Origin of the sequence: Olsenella absiana (assembly GCF_036408855.1) — a bacterium.
In the GTDB taxonomy this organism is placed as follows: Bacteria; Actinomycetota; Coriobacteriia; order Coriobacteriales; family Atopobiaceae; genus Olsenella_K; species Olsenella_K absiana.
In genome coordinates this window covers 1-20,090 of the sequence record NZ_JAZGJQ010000011.1, presented here as the reverse complement: position 1 = coordinate 20,090, position 20,090 = coordinate 1, and the positions used below count along the sequence as shown (strand labels likewise).

The 20,090-nt window shown below is 71.0% G+C and carries 14 protein-coding genes and 1 tRNA gene; 4 read left to right on the top strand and 11 right to left on the bottom strand.

Annotation, left to right across the window (positions count from 1 at the left end):
* Positions 1-3 precede the first annotated feature (3 nt).
* A complete protein-coding gene (locus VXJ25_RS08440) occupies positions 4-735 on the top strand; it encodes a vitamin B12 dependent-methionine synthase activation domain-containing protein (RefSeq protein WP_330958771.1) in 732 nt (243 codons plus the stop codon).
* Complete coding sequence (locus tag VXJ25_RS08435; RefSeq protein WP_330958770.1) at positions 719-3,334, top strand: homocysteine S-methyltransferase family protein; 2,616 nt, start codon at positions 719-721, stop codon at positions 3,332-3,334. The genes VXJ25_RS08440 and VXJ25_RS08435 overlap by 17 nt, the downstream gene beginning before the upstream one ends.
* Here VXJ25_RS08435 and VXJ25_RS08430 read toward each other — a convergent pair.
* From VXJ25_RS08430 to VXJ25_RS08385, 10 genes are all read right to left on the bottom strand, one after another.
* Positions 3,331-5,124: an ABC transporter ATP-binding protein gene (locus tag VXJ25_RS08430; protein WP_330958769.1), complete on the bottom strand. Its 1,794-nt coding sequence runs from the start codon at positions 5,122-5,124 to the stop codon at positions 3,331-3,333. The two genes, VXJ25_RS08435 and VXJ25_RS08430, sit on opposite strands and share 4 nt — an antisense overlap.
* A gap of 249 nt (positions 5,125-5,373) precedes the next feature.
* The gene (locus tag VXJ25_RS08425) at positions 5,374-5,874 is read right to left on the bottom strand and encodes a NusG domain II-containing protein (protein WP_330958768.1); all 501 of its coding nucleotides are present in this window, start codon (positions 5,872-5,874) and stop codon (positions 5,374-5,376) included.
* 12 nt (positions 5,875-5,886) lie between these two features.
* Complete coding sequence (locus tag VXJ25_RS08420; RefSeq protein WP_330958767.1) at positions 5,887-6,960, bottom strand: FAD:protein FMN transferase; 1,074 nt, start codon at positions 6,958-6,960, stop codon at positions 5,887-5,889.
* Positions 6,957-8,525, bottom strand: a complete 1,569-nt coding sequence (locus VXJ25_RS08415; RefSeq protein ID WP_330958766.1) for a hypothetical protein — start codon at positions 8,523-8,525, stop codon at positions 6,957-6,959. Before VXJ25_RS08415 ends, VXJ25_RS08420 begins: the two co-directional genes overlap by 4 nt.
* A gap of 285 nt (positions 8,526-8,810) precedes the next feature.
* The gene (locus tag VXJ25_RS08410; RefSeq protein WP_330958765.1) at positions 8,811-10,706 is read right to left on the bottom strand and encodes an ABC transporter ATP-binding protein; all 1,896 of its coding nucleotides are present in this window, start codon (positions 10,704-10,706) and stop codon (positions 8,811-8,813) included.
* A gap of 1 nt (position 10,707) precedes the next feature.
* Positions 10,708-12,480 carry an ABC transporter ATP-binding protein gene (locus tag VXJ25_RS08405; protein WP_330958764.1) on the bottom strand — a complete coding sequence of 591 codons (1,773 nt, stop codon included), beginning with the start codon at positions 12,478-12,480 and terminating at the stop codon, positions 10,708-10,710.
* Positions 12,477-12,956 (bottom strand): MarR family winged helix-turn-helix transcriptional regulator, encoded by a 480-nt coding sequence (locus tag VXJ25_RS08400; protein WP_330958763.1) that lies wholly within the window; start codon positions 12,954-12,956, stop codon positions 12,477-12,479. The genes VXJ25_RS08405 and VXJ25_RS08400 overlap by 4 nt, the downstream gene beginning before the upstream one ends.
* Before the next feature lie 234 nt (positions 12,957-13,190).
* Positions 13,191-14,456 (bottom strand): MFS transporter, encoded by a 1,266-nt coding sequence (locus VXJ25_RS08395; RefSeq protein WP_330958762.1) that lies wholly within the window; start codon positions 14,454-14,456, stop codon positions 13,191-13,193.
* Between the two features lie 102 nt (positions 14,457-14,558).
* Positions 14,559-15,845 carry an ATP-binding protein gene (locus VXJ25_RS08390; RefSeq protein ID WP_330958761.1) on the bottom strand — a complete coding sequence of 429 codons (1,287 nt, stop codon included), beginning with the start codon at positions 15,843-15,845 and terminating at the stop codon, positions 14,559-14,561.
* A gap of 232 nt (positions 15,846-16,077) precedes the next feature.
* A complete protein-coding gene (locus VXJ25_RS08385) occupies positions 16,078-16,875 on the bottom strand; it encodes an HAD family hydrolase (RefSeq protein ID WP_330958760.1) in 798 nt (265 codons plus the stop codon).
* A 225-nt stretch (positions 16,876-17,100) separates the two neighbouring features.
* Between VXJ25_RS08385 and VXJ25_RS08380 the strand changes: the two genes are divergently transcribed.
* Both VXJ25_RS08380 and VXJ25_RS08375 read left to right on the top strand, forming a co-directional pair.
* The gene (locus VXJ25_RS08380) at positions 17,101-17,298 is read left to right on the top strand and encodes a hypothetical protein (protein ID WP_330958759.1); all 198 of its coding nucleotides are present in this window, start codon (positions 17,101-17,103) and stop codon (positions 17,296-17,298) included.
* Positions 17,299-17,390: 92 nt separating this feature from the next.
* Positions 17,391-18,464, top strand: a complete 1,074-nt coding sequence (locus tag VXJ25_RS08375; RefSeq protein WP_330958758.1) for a threonine aldolase family protein — start codon at positions 17,391-17,393, stop codon at positions 18,462-18,464.
* A gap of 1,322 nt (positions 18,465-19,786) precedes the next feature.
* Here the strand turns inward: VXJ25_RS08375 and VXJ25_RS08370 are convergent.
* Positions 19,787-19,862 (bottom strand) — tRNA-Thr (locus tag VXJ25_RS08370).
* Positions 19,863-20,090: the final 228 nt, after the last annotated feature.

Sequence of the window (20,090 nt, the reverse complement as noted above, 5' to 3'; positions counted from 1 at the left end):
GCCGTGACGGCGGGCGCGGGCGAGGTCCTCTCCTTCGACATCCCCTCCGTCGACCGCGGCGAGGTCCTGCGCTACCTGGGCCACGCGGGCCAGGAGGTGGACCCGGCGCTCGAGGGGCGCATCGACGCGGACGTCGAGCGCTGCATCGCGGTCTCGCGGCCTGCGGGCGTGGTGCGCATCTTCGAGTGCGCGGAGGCGGGCGAGAAGGACGGGCGCTTCGTAGGGCGCCTCGAGGGCACGGCGCTCGAGCTTCCCGGCGAGTCCATGCGGGCCTACCTCGCGGGCGCCCGCGCCGTCGGCGTGCTCGCGGTGACCCTGGGCATGGCCAACGAGCGCGAGCTCAGGCGCCTCTCGCTCACCAGCCGCGTGGACGAGCTCATCTTCGACGCCGCCTCGAGCGCCCTCGTGGAGCGCGCCGCGGACGCCGCCGAGGCCCGCGTCGTGCGCGAGGCCGCCGAGCGCGGGCTCTACACCAACTACCGCTTCTCCCCCGGCTACGGGGACCTGCCCCTGTCCGTTCAGCCGACCCTGCTCGCCACGCTCGACGCCCAGCGCCGGCTCGGCATCGCCCTCTCGAGCACCCAGCTCATGACCCCCACCAAGAGCGTCACCGCCCTCGTGGGGCTCTACGGGGCCCCGCAGGAGCGGACGAGGCTCTCCTGCAAGGGCTGCATCTGCCACGACTTCTGCCTCCTGAGGCCGACCGGAAGGACCTGCTATGGCAAACGACACTGACGAGCACACCACGGGCGAGAAGGACGCGCGCGCTCAGGCCGCGCCGGCCGAGCCGGCGGCCTGGGTGCGGCCGCCGGCGCGCTTCGGCGCAGGGGCGCGGCGCGAGACCCGCGTGAGGGACGACCTTCTCGCCCAGGTGCTCGCCGGGAAGGCCCTCCTGCTCTTCGACGGCGCGATGGGCACCCAGCTCCAGGAGCGCGGCATGGCCGCCGGCGAGCTGCCCGAGCTGCTCTGCCTCACCGACCCCGCGCTCGTCACGGACGTCCACGCCGCCTACGTGCGCGCCGGCGCCGACGTCGTCACCACCAACACCTTCGGCGCCTCCCGGCAGAAGCTCGCGGGCAGGGCGGGCGTCGACGAGGTCTTCCGCGCCGCCGTGGCCTGCGCTCGGGCGGCCCGCCCGCGCTACGTGGCGGCCGACATCGGCCCCACCGGCTCTCTCCTGGAGCCCCTGGGCACCCTGCCCTTCGAGCGGGCCTACGACCTCTTCGCGGAGGAGGCCCTGGCCGCCGAGGCCGCCGGCGCCGACCTCGTCGTGATCGAGACGATGACCGACCTCGCCGAGGCCAAGGCCGCCCTGCTCGCCTGCAGGGAGATGTGCGACCTGCCGGTCTTCTGCACCATGACCTTCGGCGAGGACGGCCGCACCTTCCTGGGCACCACGCCCGAGGTGGCCGCCGCGACCCTCTCCGCCCTCGGCGCGGACGTCATCGGCATCAACTGCTCGCTCGGGCCCGCCGAGGTGGCGCCGCTCGTCGAGCGGATGCTCCCCTGGAGCCGCGTCCCCGTGATGGCCCAGGCCAACGCTGGCCTGCCCGCAGTCGTGGACGGCGTCACCACCTACGGGGTGGGGGTAGAGGAGTACGCGCAGGCCGTGGCCGGCATGCTCGACGCCGGAGTGACCGTGGTCGGCGGCTGCTGCGGCACCACGCCCGCCTACGTGGCGGCCGAGCGCGCACTCCTCGACGCGCGCACGCCACGGCCCCGCGACGTCCGCCACGACTTCGTGGTCGCGAGCTCCCAGGAGCTCTGCGCCCTCCGCGAGGGCGACGTGGGCGTCATCGGCGAGAGGATCAACCCCACGGGCAAGCGGCGCATGAAGGAGGCCCTGCGCTCGGGCAACCTCGACTACGTGATGGGCCTCGCCATCGAGCAGGCCGAGGCGGGCGCCCAGATCCTCGACGTCAACGCCGGACTCCCCGAAATCGACGAGCGCGCGACCATGGCCAGGCTCGTGGACGACCTCTCAGGCGTCACCAGCCTGCCGCTCGAGATCGACTCCGCCGTGCCCGAGACCATAGAGGCCGCGGTCAGGCGCTACGCCGGAAAGCCCCTCGTCAACTCGACCAACGGCCGCAGGGACACGATGGCCTCCGTCATCCCCATCGCCGCCCACTACGGCTGCGCCCTCGTGGGCCTCACGATCGACGAGGAGGGCATCCCCCGGACCGCCGAGGGGCGCCTCGCCATCGCGCGCAGGATCGTAGGAGAGGCAGAGCGCTGGGGGATCCCCCGCGAGGACGTGGCGATCGACTGCCTGGCCATGGCGGCCTCGACCGACCAGGAGGCCCCGCGGGCCATCCTCGACGGCATCCGCCTCGTGAAGCGCGAGCTGCCCGGCGTGCGCACGGTGCTGGGCGTCTCCAACATCAGCTTCGGCCTGCCCTTCCGTCCGCTCTTGAACGCGACCTTCCTCGCCGCGGCCTTCTCCGCCGGCCTCGACCTCGCGATCATGAACCCCATGCAGCAGCGGATGATGGACGTGGTCAACTCCTGGCGCGTGCTCTCCGGCGAGGACGGGAGCGCCCAGTCCTACGTGGCCGCCTACGCGGACCGCACCGACGCGCCCAAGCCCCCCGCGCAGGCCCCGGGCGCGGGCGCGCCGGGCGAGAAGGACGCGGGGCCCCGCGGCGGAGACGCTCCCGCCGCGGGCGGCGACGCCTCGGGCGTGGGGGGCGCGGCCCCCGCGGGCGAGCTCGAGCGCAGGGCCTACGACCTCGTGCTCTCTGGCCGCAAGGGCCCCCTGCCCGAGGTCGTGCGGGAGCTTCTCGCCAGCCACGACGCGATGTACTGCGTGAACGAGGTCCTCATCCCCGCCCTCGACGAGGTGGGCGAGCGCTTCGAGCGCGGCCGCTTCTTCCTGCCGCAGCTCATGGCCTCGGCCGAGGCCGCCAAGGCCGGCTTCGACGAGATCAGGGAGCACCAGGCAGGCGCGGGGGCAGGGGTCGCCTCCAAGGGGAGGATCGCGCTCGCCACCGTGAAGGGCGACATCCACGACATCGGCAAGAACATCGTGAGGATGCTGCTCGAGAACTACGGCTACGACGTGATCGACCTCGGGCGCGACGTGGACCCGCAGGACTTCTGCGACGCGGTCGTCCGCGACCACGTGCCCCTCGCCGGCCTCTCCGCCCTCATGACCGCGACCGTGCCGGCCATGGCCGAGACGATCGCGCTGCTGCGCGAGCAGGCGCCCTGGTGCAAGGTCATGGTCGGCGGCGCCGTCCTCAACCCCGAGTACGCCAAGATGGTCGGCGCGGACTTCTACGCCAAGGACGCCAACGAGTCGGCCCGCATAGCCGAGCAGGTCCTGGGCTAGGCCTGAGCGTCCCCGAACTGCATCCGATAGTAGTGCGCGTAGGTGCCGCCGCGGGCGAGCAGCTCCTCGTGGGTGCCCCGCTCGGACACGCGGCCGTCGTCGATGGTCACGATCTCGTCGGCGTCCCTGATGGTCGAGAGCCTGTGGGCGATCACGATCGTGGTGCGCCCCTCGGCGAGGTCGGCGAGGGACTGCTGCACCGCGGCCTCGCTCTCGTTGTCCAGCGCGCTCGTCGCCTCGTCGAAGATCAGGATCGGCGGGTTCTTGAGGAAGACGCGCGCGATCGCGATGCGCTGCTTCTGGCCGCCGGACAGGCGCGTGCCGCGCTGGCCGACCTCGGTCTCGTATCCCTCGGGCAGGTCGCGGACGAAGTCCTCCACGTGCGCGCGGCGGCCGGCCTCGCGGATGTCCTCGAGGGTCGCCTCGGGGTTGCCGTAGGCGATGTTGTCGGCGACGCTGCCATCGAAGAGGTAGACGTCCTGCTGCACGAGGCCGATCGCCTGGCGCAGCGACTCCTGGGTCACGGAGCGCACGTCCTGCCCGTCGATCAAGATCTCGCCGGCGTCCACGTCGTAGAAGCGCGGCAGGAGCGAGCAGGTCGTTGACTTGCCGCCGCCCGACGGCCCGACCAGCGCGATCGTCTCGCCCGGGCGGATCTTGAGGTTGAGGTCGGAGATGACGGGCTCGCCCTCCACGTAGGAGAAGTCCACGTGGCGGTACTCGATGGCGCCCTCGGTGACCCGGAGGGGGCGCGCGTCGGGGGCGTCCTCGATGTCGGGCTGGGTGTCGAGCACCTCCATGAAGCGCGCGAAGCCCGCCACGGCCTTCTGGAAGGTCTCGGTGAAGTTCAGGATGTTGGTGATCGGGTTGGTGAAGAGCGAGACGTAGAGCGCGAAGGTCGCCAGGTCGCCGGCGTCCATCTGCCCGCGCGCGATCAGCCAGCCGCCGAAGACGACGATGGCGACGTTCAGGAAGCCCATCATGACGGCGATGGCCGCCTGGTAGACGCCCATGGCGTGGTACATCCTCGTCTTGGAGGCGAGGTAGGCGTCGTTGGACGCGCGGAACTTGGAGCGCTCGAGGTCCTCGGCGGCGAAGCTCTTGACCACGCGCACGCCCTCGAGGGAGTCCTCCAGGCGCGAGTTGACGCCCGAGATGCGCACGCGGTTCTCGTCGTACACCTCGCGCATGCGCACGTTGGCCACCACGTCCAGGGCGACCAGGGCGACGAGCACCACGGCGAGCACCAGCGTGAGGGGCACGTTGATGGTGGAGAGGATCACGAAGGAGCCCACGATCTCCACAACGCCGATGAGCAGGAACTCCGGGCCGTGGTGGGCGGTCTCCGAGATGTCGAACAGGTCGCTCACGAGGCGGCTCACGAGGTCGCCGCTCTTGTTGCGGTCGAAGTAGGAGAAGCTCATGCGCTCGTAGGCGTCGAAGAGGTCCTCGCGCATGCGGCTCTCCATACGCGCGCCCATCACGTGGCCCCAGAAGACCACGAAGTAGCGGCTCGCGAAGCGCACGAGGTACATCGCGACCAGGCCCACGAGCAGGTAGCCGAGGACGGAGAGGATGGCGTCGGGGCCCTCGGCGAACACCCCCCTCGTCAGGGTGCGCAGGATCTGGGGGAAGGCGAGGTCGATCCCCGCCACCAGCACCGCGCAGACGATGTCGCCCACGAACAGGTGCATCTGCCCCTCGTAGTAGCCGAGGAAGGTGCGCAGGAGCCCGCGCCCCCTCCTTCTCCCCTTGTTCTTGGCCTTGTTCTTGGCCTTGCTCGCTGCCATGGGCCCGCCTCCCGGGCGCCCTCCCCGCGGTGCGGGGCGCAGGCGTGCCGGGAGGCCGCCGCGCACCCGCCGGGGGCGATACGCCAGTCGATAGCTCTCATTTTTCGTTTCCCATGGCAGGGTACTACAAAGCCGCGCGGGCCCGGGAGGGGCGAGCGGGGCTCGTGTGCGTTTCGCGCAGCCCCGCCCCGGGCGAGAAGGACAGCGGACCCCAGGCGCCAGCGCAGGCGGGGGCGCCTGCCGGGCGCCCTAGCCCCCGACGGCGTCGAGGCCGCCTGCAGCCGCAGACGCGCCCGCAGGGCCGCCCGAGCCCTCGGGGCTCTCGCAGACCTCGATCCAGAGGCGGTGCGGCAGGCAGACGACGCGCTCCCCCACCTCGGAGATCCTGCCCTGGCCCACGCAGTCGTGCCCCCTGCAGTCGGCGTCGGAGACGCGCACGGTGCCGCCCTCCACCACGACCACGTTGTAGCCGAGGGAGGTCTCCACCCGCCGCTCCTGGTCCTCGGCGAGGTCGAGGGCGAGGGTGTTGCCGTCGCCGTCGTGCACGACGGCCCAGCGGCCCTGGCCGCGCGGCGCGGCGAGCCGGCTCGCCGCGAGCGCCGCCGCCACGAGGAGGGCGACCGCGACGGCGGCGACCACCCTCCGGCGCCTGCGGCGGGGCGAGGCGCCGCCCGGGGCGCTGCCGTGGGTGGCGGCAACGGCAGCGGCGTCGCCACGCCTCCGCCGCACGTCCTTCGCGCTGAGAGCCATCCCCCCTCCCCCCTACAGGGCCACGAAGCCGGAGCCGGGCGTGGTCGTGACGGTGCCGTCGGCGCCCTCGAGCAGCGCGCCCTCGATCGCGGGCTCCGACTCCGCGAGCGAGAGCGCGGCGTCTCTGCCGAGCAGGAACAGGACCGTGGCGAACGCGTCGCCGTCGACGGAGCGCGCGGAGAGGATCGACGAGCTCACGAGGTCGCTCTCGGCGGGCATGCCGGTCCTCGGGTCGAGGATGTGCCAGTAGGCGACGCCGTCCTTCTCGAACCTGCGCTCGTAGAGGCCGGAGGTCACGACGGAGCGGTCGGAGCACTCGACGTAGGCGCTCACCTCCTGCGAGGAAGCGGAGCCGTCCGAAGCGCCGGAGCGCGCGTTGGGGTCCCGGACGCCGACCCTCCACGCACTACCGTCGGGCTTCTCGCCCAGGGCGTAGACGTTGCCCCCCAGGTTCAGGATGCCACTCGCGACGCCGTGCTCGGAGAGGAGCGCGGCGAGGTCGTCGGCTATGTAGCCCTTCGCGATGCCGCCCAGGTCGACCTTGGCCTCGGGGTCGGCGAGGCGCACCTTGCGCCCGCTCACGGAGACGCCCTGCCAGCCCACGTGGGAGACGGCGGCCTCGATGGCGGCGTCTTCGGGGCGCACCTGGTTGTCGAAGTCCCACAGGAGGGAGACCGAGCCGACCGTGACGTCGAAGAGTCCGCCCGAGGCCTCCGAGTACGCGAGGGAGCGCTCGATGACGTCGGCGGTCTCCTGCGCGACCTCGACCTCCTCGCCCCCGGCGTGGTTGATCCGCCAGACGTCCGTGCCCTCGGTCATCGCGTCGAAGATCCCCTCGAAGTACGAGCACCTGTCCCGGGCGAGGTCGAGCGTCGCCTGCGTGCAGTAGGCGCGCAGGTCGACGATGGTGTCGAAGGCGAAGAAGGTGGTCTCGGAGAGCCCCCCGGCAGGACCCGCCCCGACGGAGCAGCCGAGGAGCGCAGCCGGTGCCGCCGCGGCCGCGACGGCGGCGCACGCCCCGGCGGAGAGGCGCAGGAGGCCGCGCCTCGTGAGGCAGCCGCCAGCCAGCCGGCCGCGCCCGCTCACTCGCGGCCCCCCTCGCGCCCGGCGAGCTCGCGAGCCTCCCGGGGCGACCAGCCGTTGCACGCCCAGCTCGGCATGCCGTCGACGACCTGGCAGACGAGCCACTCCAGGGCGTCGAAGCTCCTCTCGTCCGGGCAGGCGCCGCGGTCGAAGAGCTCCCAGACGATCTCGTCGACGCCCATCCCCACGTGCAGGCACTCCTGGACGAAGCCGAGGACGTCGTTCGCGTAGGCGTAGTCGTCCTCGCCGTCCGGGACGTGGGCGTCGAGGTAGCGCGTGAGGGCGCGCATGGGCGGCTGGTCGAGCGACCAGCCGAAGAAGTCCGTCAGGTGGTCGAAGAGGTCGTCGGGCACCGGGCGCGGGGGCAGGTGGCGCCTGCCCTCGAGGAGCGACCTGAGGCCGGCCGCCAGCTCCGAGCCGGGGTAGCCGTCGTCGCGGTCAGAGTCGTCCGGGTGCCACGCCCCCGTGAGCTCGTACCAGTTGTCCTTGGCAAGCGTGTACTCCACGAGGTAGCAGCCGTCCGGTGCGTCCACGACCTCGTAGTTCACGCCGTCCGGGAAGGAGCGCCAGCGGGCGAGCAGCTCGTTGGAGACCTGGCTCGCCTCGTGCGGGCGGGGCCCCTCGATCCCGTTGCGGACGAAGTAGGCCACGCACTCGCGCGAGACCTCCGCGAGGCGCGCGACGCCGCGCAGGCGCAGGAGCTCCTCTGCGAACTCGACCGGCTGGACGGCCACCGTGCGCTCGGGCGCGGCAGCGTGCGGTCCGAGCGGCGAGCCCGGCGCGTGGAGGCCCAGGCGGTGCAGGCGGCAGGCCCGCTCCCGCGCGCGGCCCACGAGGCCCGCGAGGGCCCCCCGGTGCTGCCCGGCGGGCATGCCCCTCACGCCCGCCAGGACCGGCTCGCTCGGGCGGGGCAGGACGGCCGACAGGGGCGCGCCCGCGCCGGCAGGGGCCTGCGAGGCCGCGCGGGCCCCCAGGGCCTCCGCGTGCCCCCAGGTGCCATAGCGCAGCTCGCGGACCGCGCGCACGAAGGTGCGGGCGTCGCTCACGAGCCCGCCGGTCGCGCGCCGGCGCGCGAGCTCGGAGCGCAGCAGCTCCCCCATGTCGTCGCTGACGGCGATCCGGGGCTCCACGAGGACGCCCGCGTACGTGATCTTGTCGCCGAAGGGGATGAGCGCGGTCCTCACGAAGGCGGGCTCGGCGCTCACGACCTCCCAGGGCTCCGCGTTGATGCCCGTCACGACGAAGCCCATCCCCTCCCCGAGAAGGACGCTCTGCCCCAGGCCGTCGCGGACGACCGAGAAGGTCCCGTAGAGGCCCTGGCCCCAACGGCGCAGCTCCTGGACGTCGGCGGCGGGCAGGTCGGCGGGGTTCTCCCGCGCGAAGTCGTCGATGGTCGAGCGGTCCTCGTCCCAGACATACTTCATGAGGCTGGCCTGGACCTCGGGGTCGGGCTCGAAGGCGCCGTCGGGGTAGAGCTCGTCGGTGAGGTCGAGCCGGACCGCGGCGAAGTCGTAGAGCGCCCACAGCAGCTCTACGAGCCGCTGGTACTGCCCCGTCGTGAGGATCATCGCCGCCTCCTTCGCCCCTGGACGCCCTTGGCGCGCAGCCCCCTGCGCGATTCTGCGCCGGGGGCCGCGGCCTTCCGCACATGATATACCGAGCGCCTCTGCCGGATACCACGGACCCAGCTGGCCGGGGCCGTGCCATCGGCACGGCTTGCCCGCAAAGGCGAACAAGGCGAAAATAGGCGAACAAGGCGAAAGGCACCCGCGAGGGTCCGGAAAGACCGAGTTCAGGTCCTACGTCCGAGAGGAGCTCGGCGCCTAGGCGACCCCCTCCGCCCCGAGCCCGCCCTACGCGGCCTCCTCGAACTGCGACCGGTACAGCTGCGCGTAGAAGCCGCCCTTGGCGAGGAGCTCCTCGTGCGTGCCCTTCTCCACCACGTCCCCGTCGCGCAGCACCAGGATCTCGTCGGCGTTCCTGATCGTGGACAGGCGGTGGGCTATCACGAAGCTCGTGCGGCCCGCCATGAGCTTGTCCATGGCGCGCTGGATGCGCCACTCGGTGCGCGTGTCCACGTTGGAGGTCGCCTCGTCCAGGATCAGGATCGGGCGGTCCGCCAGCACGGCGCGGGCGATGGTGAGCAGCTGGCGCTGGCCCTGGCTGACGTTGGTGGCGCCCTCGTCCAGCTCGAAGTCGTAGCCGCCGGGCAGGGTCTCGATGAAGTGCTCGCAGTGCGCGTAGCGCGCGGCGGCCTCCACCTCCTCGTCGGTGGCGTCGAGCCGGCCGAAGCGGATGTTCTCGCGGATGGTGCCCTTGAAGAGCCACGCGTCCTGCAGGACCATGGCGAAGTTCTGGCGCAGGTCGGCGCGGGCGACGTCGCGCATGTCGTGGCCGTCCACGGATAGCGAGCCTTCGTCCACGTCGTAGAAGCGCAGCAGCAGCTTCATGAGCGTGGTCTTGCCGGCGCCGGTGGGCCCCACGATCGCGACCGTCCGGCCGGGGCGCACGTGCTCGGAGAAGCCGTGGATGATCTGCTGCCCCGGCAGGTAGCCGAAGGACACGTGGTCGAAGTCCACGGCGCCCGCGGCGCGGCCGACGGCCTCGGCGGGCTCGCCCGTGGCCGGGTCGAGCGCGGCCGTCTCCTCCTCCTCGGGCGCTTCCAGGAACTCGAAGACGCGCTCGGCGCAGGCCGCCATCTGCTGCAGCACGTTCGAGACGGTCGCGAGCTGCGTGATGGGCTGTGTGAAGTTCTTGACGTACTGAATGAACGCCTGGATGTCGCCCGGCTGGATCGCGCCGCTCACGGCGAGGCCCGCGCCCACGACCACGACGCCCACGTAGCCCATGTTGCCCACGAGGCTCATGAGCGGCTGCATGAGGCCGGAGAGGAACTGGCTCTTCCACGCGCTCTCGTACAGCAGGTCGTTCTCCCGATCGAAGCTCTCGACGGCGCGCTCGCCGCGGTTGAACGCCTGGATGACCACCTGGCCGGAGAAGTCCTCCTCGACGCGGCCGTTCACGGCGCCGAGCTGCTCCTGCTGCTGGCGGAAGTAGCGCTGCGACCTCTTGATGAGCACGCCGAGCACCAGCGCGGACACCGGCAACGTCACGAAGGTCACGCCCGCGAGCGGGACGGAGATCGAGAGCATCATCGCCGCGACGCCCACGACCTGCGTGACCGAGGTCACCAGCTGGACGAGGCCCTGGTTCAGCGACTGACTCAACGTGTCGACGTCGTTGGTCATGCGCGAGAGCACGTCGCCCTTCGACATGGCCCCGCCGTCGAAGTACGAGAGCGGCACGCGCGAGATCTTGCGCGCTATCTCGCCGCGCATGCGGAAGACGACCTTCTGGGTCACGCCCGTCATGATCCAGCTCTGGGCGCCCGACGCCGCGGCGCTCGCCAGGTAGATGCTGAGCAGGCCGACGAGGATGCGGCCGATCCTGCCGAAGTCGATGAATCCGGTGCCGGCTGCAGCAGCCTGCGCGCCGAGGATGACCTCCGTCGTGGCGCTGCCCAGGACCTTGGGCCCCACGACCGAGAAGAGCACGCCCGCCATCGCGAGCGCCACGGCCGCCACGAGCCCCACGCGGTAGGGCCCCATGTAGCGCAGGAGCTTGCGGACGGTGCCCCCGAAGTCCTTGGCCCTCTCGCCCGCGGCCATGCGGCTGCCGGGCCCGTGCCCGCGGCCGCGCGCCTGGCGCGCCTGCCTGGCGCTCTGCTCCCTGAGCGACTCCTCCGCCATGCTACTCCCCCTCCTCGAGGCCGAGCTCCGCTGCGCTGAGCTGGCTCTTCGCTATCTCCAGGTACTCGGGGCAGGTGCGCAGCAGCTCCTCGTGCGTGCCCTTCCCCACGACGCGGCCCTCGTCGAGCACGACGATCTGGTCCGCGCCCATCACGGTCGCGACGCGCTGGGCCACCACCAGCACCGCAATGTCCGCGCACTCGCGCGCCAGCGCCTGGCGCAGCCGCGCGTCGGTGGCGTAGTCGAGCGCGGAGAAGGAGTCGTCCAGCACCAGGACCTCCGGGTGCGTCGCGAGCGCGCGGGCGATGGCCAGGCGCTGGCGCTGGCCGCCGGAGACGTTGGTGCCGCCCTGCGCGATGGCGGCGTCGAGCCCGTCGTCCTTCTCGGCCACGAGCTCGGCGGCCTGCGCCACGTCGATGGCGCGCAGCAGGCCCTCGTCGGGGCGCGGGTCCTTCTCGCCCGCGGCGGCCGCGCCGAAGGCGACGTTGCTGCGGATGGTGCCCGAGAACAGGAAGCCCTGCTGGGGCACGTAGCCCACGCGGGAGCGCAGGTCGGCCAGAGACATCTGCCGTGCGTCCACGCCGTCGAGCGTGACGGTGCCGGACGTGGGGTCGTACAGGCGCGGCGCGAGCTGCACGAGCGTGGACTTGCCGGAGCCGGTGGAGCCCACGATCGCCGTCACCTTGCCGGGCGCGGTCGCAAAGCTGACGTCGCTCACGACGTCGCCCTCGGCGTCCGGGTAGCGGAAGCCCACGTGGTCGAAGACCAGCCGCCCGCGCGGCGCGTCCGCGGCGGGCGCCACGGGGCGCTCCGGGTCGCGCACGGCGGGCTCGACGGAGAGCACCTCCTGCACGCGGCCCACAGAGACCTCCGCGCGCGGCAGGATCACGGCGACCATCGACACGATGAGGAAGCTCATCACGATCATCATGGCGTAGCTGATGAAGGCCATCATGTCGCCCGCCCGCATCGCGCCCGCGGCCACCCCGTGCGAGCCGAACCACACGATCGCGACGGTGGCGACGTTCATCACGAGCATCATGAGCGGCATCATGAGCGTCATCGCGCGGTTGACGAACAGCTGCGCGTCGCGCAGGTCGCCCGACGCCGCGTCGAAGCGCGCGAGCTCGTGGTCCTGCCGCCCGAAGGCGCGGATGGTCATGAGGCCGTCGAGCATCTCGCGGGCGAGGAGGTTCACGCGGTCCACCAGCGACTGCATGACCCGGAAGCGCGGCATCGTGAGCGAGAAGAGCACGGAGACGACGCCCAGGACCGCCAGGAGCGCCGCGCCCACGATCCAGGCGAGCCCGCCTCCCGTGCCCACGACCTGCACGACGGCGACCACGCCCATGACCGGCGCGAACATCACCATACGCAGCAAGATCACGACGAGGTTCTGGATTTGCTGCACGTCGTTGGTGCAGCGCGTGATCAGCGACGACTGCGAGAAGCGGTTGACTTCCGCGGGCGAGAAGGACATCACCTTGGCAAAGACGTCGCGGCGCAGGTCGCGCGCCACCGAGGCCGCCACGCGCGATGCGACGAGGCCGGAGAGCGTCGCCGCCACGAGCGAGCCCACGCAGAAGCCGAGCATCACGAGGGCCATGTGGCCCAGGTAGGCGGCGTTGCCGGCCTGCGCGCCCACAACGCCGACGTTCACGATGTCGGACATGTAGCGCGGCAGCGAGAGCTCGCAGAGCGCCTGGACGAGAAGGAGCGCGCAGACCGCGGCCACCTCGGCGACGTGGCCGCGCAGGAGCCCGAAGATCCTCATCGGCCCTCGCCCCCCTTCGCCATCCGCACGACGATCGCGCTCACGCGGCCGCAGAGCCGCACGAACTCGCGGGCGTCGTCCTCGCCGAGCTGCCGCAGCACGGCGGCGACGAAGCCGACCCGCTTCTCGAAGCGGGCCCCGAGCTCCCGCTCGCCCGCCTCCGTGATGGTCACGATGACCCCACGCCGGTCGCGCTCGCTCGGCCGGCGCCTGACGAGGCCGTGCCCCTCGAGCTGGTTGAGCGTCTGCGCGATGCGCGCGCTCGACACGTGGCAGGCCTCGGCGAGCGCAGCCGGCGACCTCCCCTCGGGGCTGTGGTGCAGCAGGTGCAGCACGGCGTTCTCGCCATGCCTCGCATCCGCGCCCTTGCAGTGCTGGAAGCCCCCGCGCATGCCGCGCATGGACGCGATCAGCTCGTGCGCGAGCCCGTCCCAGTCCGTGGGAGCGCCGCCCGCCCCTGTTGCCGTTCCGCCCATACGTCCTCCCGTTCGCTAATGGCCTTAGTTCATGAGGGAGGTTATACCCCTCAGCGTCGGAGTCAGCTAGCGCCCTTAGCGAAGGAAGCCCCGGCTCCATGGGACCTCCATATGCTAATACCATTAGCTTGTTTGGCGGACCGGCGTCCCTGGGCCGCCAGGTCCGAAGCCGCGTCCTCGCGCGCCGGACGCCACAGTCGGACGCCGCCGCAGGCCGGGGCCACCGCAGCGGGGCTACGCCTGCCGCGCGCGCTCCCGGCGGGAGAGCGAGACGGTCACCAGCACGAGGACGAACGCCACGACGGCGAGCATCGCGCCGAAGAGCCCCAGGTAGGAGATGCCGGGGCCGACGATGACCCTACCGCCCACGAAGGTCCCCGCCGCGATGCCCACGTTGAACGAGAGCGGCTCGAGCGAGCTCGCCAGCGTGAACGCCTTGGGGTAGCGCCGGCGCGCCACGTCCATGAAGTTGGAGATGCTGGGGATCGAGGCGAGGTACATGAGCAGCGCGAGCAGCATGACCATGACGAGGGCGGGGCCGGCGTTGCCTCCTGCGAGGAAGAGGCCGAGCAGGACCGCCGCCAGCACGGGGAAGACGACCGTCAGCGAGCGCAGGCCGAAGCGCTCGTCCAGCCAGCCGCTCAGGAAGTTGCTCGCCAGGGTGACGGCGCCGTAGGCGACGAGCGTCCGGCTCGCGTCGGCCGCGCCCATGCCCAGGACCTGCTCGAGGTAGGGCGTCACGTAGCCGTAGAAGGTGTAGACGGAGCCTACGCCGAAGACGAACACGGCCATGCCCGCAAGGATGCACGGCTCCGAAAGCAGCCGCAGCTGCTCGCGGGCGCTTGCGGGCTCGTCGGTCGCGCCGGAGCGCGGCATGAGGAGGGCGAGCAGGACGCAGGCCACGACGCAGACCGCGAGCGTGCCGTACATGGCGACGCGCCAGCCCACCGTGCTGGCGAGCATCTTGCCCGCGCTCGTCGCCACGATGAGCGCCACCGAGTAGCTCGCGTACACGAGGGTGAGGGCGCCCGAGGTGCGCTCGGCCCCCACGAGCTCGGGGAGGAAGGTCACCCCCACGGCGAGCAGGCCACCGGAGATGGACCCCAGGACGATGCGGGCGAAGAGCAGCGCCCCGAAGGTCGCGGCGAACGCCGAGACGACGTTTGCGAGCAGGAACAGGGCCAGGTAGGCGAGCATCACGTGGTAGCGCCTGAAGCGGCCGGTGGCGAGCGCCAGGGTCGGGGTCATGACGGCGTAGGGCAGCGCGAAGAGACTGATCAGCTGGCCTGTCGTGGAGAGCGAGACGCCGAAGTCGCGCGCGAGCTCGCTCTCGATGCCGATGACGACGAACTCCGAGCAGCCCAGGGCGAAGCCCATGAGGACCAGGACCGCCACGCAGAGCCTCGCCCGCGCAGCCGGAGCAGCCGGCCTGCCCTGCGCGCCCTGCGCGCGCCCGTCCTCGGCCGCACGTCCTTCTCGCCCGCCCGTCACCTCTGCCATAAGAGAAACCTCCCCCGTCACGTCACAACGACGCAGTAGCCTACCACGCGGGGGCTCCCCGGAACGGCACAAGACGCACCGGTGCGGTGGTGGGCGCGGCGGCTACCTGCCGAGGCAGCCGACGGGGATGACGTAGACGCCATCCGCCCTCTGGTAGGAGCGCTCGCCGAGACCGACCAGGACCGCCAGGAACTCCGGCTCGCGCGTGCGGGCGAGAGAGTTCCTCGCCAGCTTCTCGCGGATGCGCAGCAGGTTCTGGGCGGCTTCGTCCGCCCTGTTCTCGCCGAGCTTCACCTCGAAGGCACCCCACCTGCCGGACGCGTCCTCGATGACGGCGTCCGCCTCGAGCCCGTTGTCATCGCGGTAGTAGTGCATGGGGTCCTGCGACGCCTCGGGGAGGGCACGCGCGTAGACGGTGAGGTCGCGGACACACAGGTTCTCGAAGACCAGGCCGAGCGTCTGCCAGTCCTCCTTGAGCGACCGCTCGTTCATCTGCAAGAGCGCGACCGCGAGGGACGGGTCGACCAGGTAGCGCTTGGGGCTCGTCCGGAATCGCTTGGGCGAGCGGGCGGGGGGCTCCCACCCGCGCACGGGCATCACGAGGTAGAGCGACTCGAGAAGGGCGACGTAGTTCGAGACGGTCGCCGGCGAGACCGCGTCGGTCTCGCCTGCCTCGCCGTACATGTCGCGCACCATCGTCTTCCTGGTCGTCGCCTGGCCGAGGTTCCTTGCGAGGCTTCCCAGCAGTCGCCGCGCCGTGTCGGGGCTTCCGCCCTTGGCGGGGACGCTCTGCTCTACCGTCGCGTCCACGTAGTCCCTCGCTATCCGCAGGGCACGAGACGGCCTGATGCCGACGGCCTCCGGCCACCCTCCCCTGCAGCACAGCGACACCAGCCGGTCGACGTCCATCTCGCAGGAGACGTGTGCGAACTTCCCCTCGAAGAGGCCCGCCAGGGAGACCTCCCCCGTGGAGTCGCCGGACTCCTGCAGCGACATGGGCAGCATGCGCACCCTGCCGATTCGGCCCACACCGCTGTGGTGGACCCGGTCCTTCGCGGGCGTCGACGAGCCGGTCAGGATCCAGAGTCCCTTCTCGCCTCCTGCGTCGTCGACCTCGTGGCGCACCACGTCCCATACGGAGGGGGCGAGCTGCCACTCGTCAATCACGTGCGGCCGCTCCCCCACGAGGACGGCCTTGGGGTCCGCAAGCGCCATGTCCAGGTTCTGGCCCTCGTCGAGGTAGATGATGCTCCTCGCATGGCGGCGCGCGGTCCAGGTCTTGCCGCACCACTTGGCGCCGGCGATCTCCACAGCGCCGTAGGTCTCGAGGCACTCGTCGACCTCGTCGTCGACGATTCGGGGCAGGTACCCCGCAGGAACGACTGACATCGCCACCGACCTCCCAACTTATGATGCGATATCCCCAAGGCTCATTATCTAGCATTCTAGCTGCGATGTTGTCAGATTCTGCGAATTTGATTGTCGGTTTCCGGGTTTTCCGTTGTCGGATTTCGCGATTCTCATTGTCGGTTTCCGCGTTTTCCGTTGTCGATTTCCGCGGATGGCAGACGTGTGGCGCGCCTGCTCCGGCCAGCGTCGCCCATAGAAGGCCGCAACCAGATCAGGACAGGTCCTCCAGGAGGCGGCGCATCTCGCGCTGGACGGCGTGCTCCTCGTTGGTGCCCACGACCCTGCACGCGATCTGCTTGAGCGCCGGGCGGGCGTTGCCCATCACGTAGGGGTGACCGACGAAGCGCAGCATCGCGTAGTCGTTCATGCTGTCGCCGAAGGCCACGACCTCCTGCGGGTCGATGCCCCAGTAGCGCATGACCTGCTCCAGGCCGGTCGCCTTGCTCACCTGGGACGGCGTCACGTCGATCCAGGTGGAGCCGGAGGGCATGAAGGAGAACCGGTCGCCCAGCTCGCGCTCGAGGATGTACACCATGTCCATGATGTCCTCGTGACGGTCGTAGCACACGGCGGCCTTGATGATGCTCACGTCGGGGGATGGCGGGTCGAAGAGGCGCTCGGCACGGGGCAGGTCCTTGTCGAGCTCTCGCACGTAGCGGGACTGGTCGTCCAGCAGGTAGGTGCGGCGCTCGTCGTAGAGCACCAGGTGCAGGCAGTCGAGGGCCTGGCAGACCCTGAAGAGGCGGCCGATGTCCATGGTCGAGAAGACCTCGCGGTCGAGCAGATGGCCGTCGGCGTACACCTGGCTGCCGAGCGCGGCCACGTAGTCCATCTGGTCCGCGACCGGCGCGAAGAACTCGCGCAGGGTCCGGTAGCGCCGCCCGGAGCTCGCGACGAAGATGACGCCGTGACGGCGCAGGGCCGAGACGAGCCCGAAGGTCTCCTCCGGCAGCCTGCCCCGGTCGTCCAGAAGCGTCCCGTCCATGTCCGCCGCGATGAGCCTGATCATCTCTCCTCCGTTCCCCCTGAGGTCGTCGCTGGGCAGCTCGCCCGTGAGCCGGACGCCCCCAATGGGATACTCTACGACAGGAGGGACCCCGCGACGAGCACGGCGCCACGACGGGCGCCCATGCGGGCGCGACTGCGCGGGCGCCGGCCTACGGAAGGCCGCTGCAGCTCGACGGGCGCAGGCGCCGGCCGCAGCGGCGACGCGATGACAGACGGAGGGAACGCGATGGCTGACGACTTCTTCGACGATGACGACCCCTACTTCCTGGTCTGCGACCGGCTGGACGCGGGCGAGGACCCGCGCGAGGTCTTCGCGTGGGCGACGTCGAGGCGCAAGCGCGCAAAGGGCGAGGTCCAGCGCGACCAGTGGGACGAGGCCCTCTCCTACATCGGCGCGGAGTACCCCGAGCTCGACCTTGGGTAGGGACCCGGCCGGCGGCGAGCCGCGAGTGCGGGCAACGCCGATGCGCGGAAGAGACAACGCGAGGACAGACGACAGGAAGGTACCGGACTGACATGGGCACGACGCAGGGAGAGGGGCCGCAGAGGCTCCCGTTCGCATCCGACTACGAGAGGGGCGCGCTGCCGCAGGTCCTCGAGCGGCTCCAGGAGGTGAACCTCGAGCCCAACCCGGGCTACGGCGCCGACGCCCACAGCGAGCGCGCCCGCGCCCTCATCCGCGAGGCGGCGGGCGCCCCGGAGGCGGAGGTGAGCTTCCTCGCGGGCGGCACGCAGGCCAACGCCGTCGTGATCGACGCCCTTCTCGCCCCGTGGCAGGGCGTCGTGGCGGCGGACTCGGGACACGTGAGCGTGCACGAGGCCGGCGCGATCGAGGCCATGGGGCACAAGGTGATCGAGCTTGGGGGCGAGGACAGCAAGCTCACGGCCGAGGCGGTGGACGCGGCCTGCCAGGCGTGGGAGCAGGACGAGAACCGCGAGCACATGGTGATGCCCGGCCTGGTCTACGTGTCGCAGCCCACGGAGTACGGCAGGCTCTACAGCCTGGCGGAGCTCGAGGCGCTGCGCGCCGTCTGCGACGCGCGCGGCATCGGGCTCTACGTGGACGGCGCCCGGCTCGCCTACGCCCTGGCCGCCCCCGGCAACGACGTGGGCCTGGCCGACCTCGCTCGGCTCACGGACGCCTTCTACGTGGGCGGCACCAAGTGCGGCACGCTCCTGGGCGAGGCGGTCGTCTTCCCCAGGCCCGGCACCTGCCCGCACTTCCTGACGCTCGTCAAGCGGCGCGGCGCGCTGCTCGCCAAGGGCTTCCTCGTGGGCGCGCAGTTCGAGGCGCTCTTCGAGGACGGCCTCTACCAGCGGCTCGGTGCGCGGGCTGACGCGCAGGCCGCGCGCGTCGCGCGCGCCTTCGAGGAGGCAGGCTGCGAGCTCCTGGAGCCGCAGCAGACCAACCAGGTCATCGTCGCGCTCGAGAAGGACCAGCTCCAGCGACTCGAGGCCCGCGTGGAGGCGGGCTTCTGGAGCCACCTTGCCGACGGCCGTACCGCCGTGCGGCTCGCGACGAGCTGGTCCTCGACCGACGAGGAGGCAGACGTCCTCGTCGACGTCATCCGCACACTCGCGTCGAAGTAGGGCACCAGGCGGAAGGGCTGGGTCGCGACCTGCGCGAGGGCGACGCGCCACGCCTCGCCGCTCACCATGCGCGGGTCACCGCGGCGGTTGCAGTCCAGCAGCAGGTCGACGCGGTCTGCGAGGTCGCGCTTGATGCGGTCGGCTACGCGCCACTCGAAGAAGTAGCCGCGCTTGAACTTGCGCAGTGCGTCCTCGTCCGCGTTGTCGGCCTTCCAGTTGCAGACGCCCGCACGCAGGCGCAGCTGGATCTCCCAGCGGGTGAGGGACGCGTAGACGAGAAGGGCCGGGGCGCCAGGTGCCGCACCGACGCCGGCCGCCTCCGCGCCTGCGTCACCCGCGCCGGCGCCGGCCGCCTCACAGAGCCAGGCGGCGCCGACGCCGTACACCACCACCAGCCCCCGGGCCGCGCGGATCTTCTCGCCCGCCGAGGCCACCTGCGCCTCGTCGAAGAACTGCTCGATCCTGTAGTGCGACATCACGCCGAACACGCGGTCGTCGGTGATGCAGTCCGCAATGCGGCGCTGCACCTGCTCGGCAGGCTGCGAGTAGTCGTCAGAGAGGATCGTGAGGCTCGGGGCGAGCGGCTCGACGAGCTCGCGGCGGAGCTCGTCGAGGTCCGTGCCCGGGTAGCACTCGAGCGCGAGGACGACGGGGCCGGCGGCGCCCACGTCCGGGCCGTCGGTGACGCGGGCGGTCGTGCGGGCGGCGAGCTCCTCCCGGATGCGCGCGACGACGCGCTCGTAGCCGCGCTCGGGGATCTCGCCGGAGTGGATGCGGATCGTCGGGTGGAGGTCGTAGCTGCTCATTTCGCGCCTTTCGCGTCAGGAGGTCGGCCTGGCGGCCTCGCGGATGGGGCGGTTGCGCACCGATTGAGATCGACACGGGAAGCAAATCGCTCTTTCTCGACAAAATTTCAAAAAATTGTCGGCAAAGCATTAAATAAGAGCTGTTCATTTAATGGTTTCAGGACAAAATATTCAAAAATTGTCAGCAAAAAGCGATTTGCTCGGGGCGCAGGTCCGTGCGCCACCGCCTCCCCTTCTCGTTTCGGCATACAAGAATCACAAGTGTCTAGAAGGACTCGGTGAGGCAAGGGCGAACCGAGGGCGAACCGCGGGCGAGCCGCGCGTGGAGCAAGCGACAAGCGAGGGGGACAGAGCAAGCGAGGGGATTCCTCCATGCCGCCCTCCGGACTCGGCGCCTGAGAGGGGCAGGGCGCAGAACGGGCGCTGGATCGCGTGCGCTCGTGTGCGACTGGCGGCAACTAGATCAAGGGTAAAACAAAAGGCCAGGGGACTAAGCCCCTGGCCTGCTGTTTTCAATGGAGCCAGCAATCGGACTCGAACCGATGACCCCCGCTTTACGAGAGCGGTGCTCTACCAACTGAGCTATGCTGGCAACTCCACGACTGCATCGCAGCGAATAGAGATTATACGGGTAGTCGCTATCCGGCGCAAGGGGCTTCCGGGCTTTTTTCCGCCCCCGCCCTGGCACCCGGCCGGCGGGTGGATTGAATTTGTAAGCGCAACACTGCATTCCGAAGCGCAACGTTTGCATCAAGTCCTGCAGAATGCGGCGGAAGCGTTGCGGCAAGGCGTGCAATTCGGCCTTCCGGAGGGCCCTGGG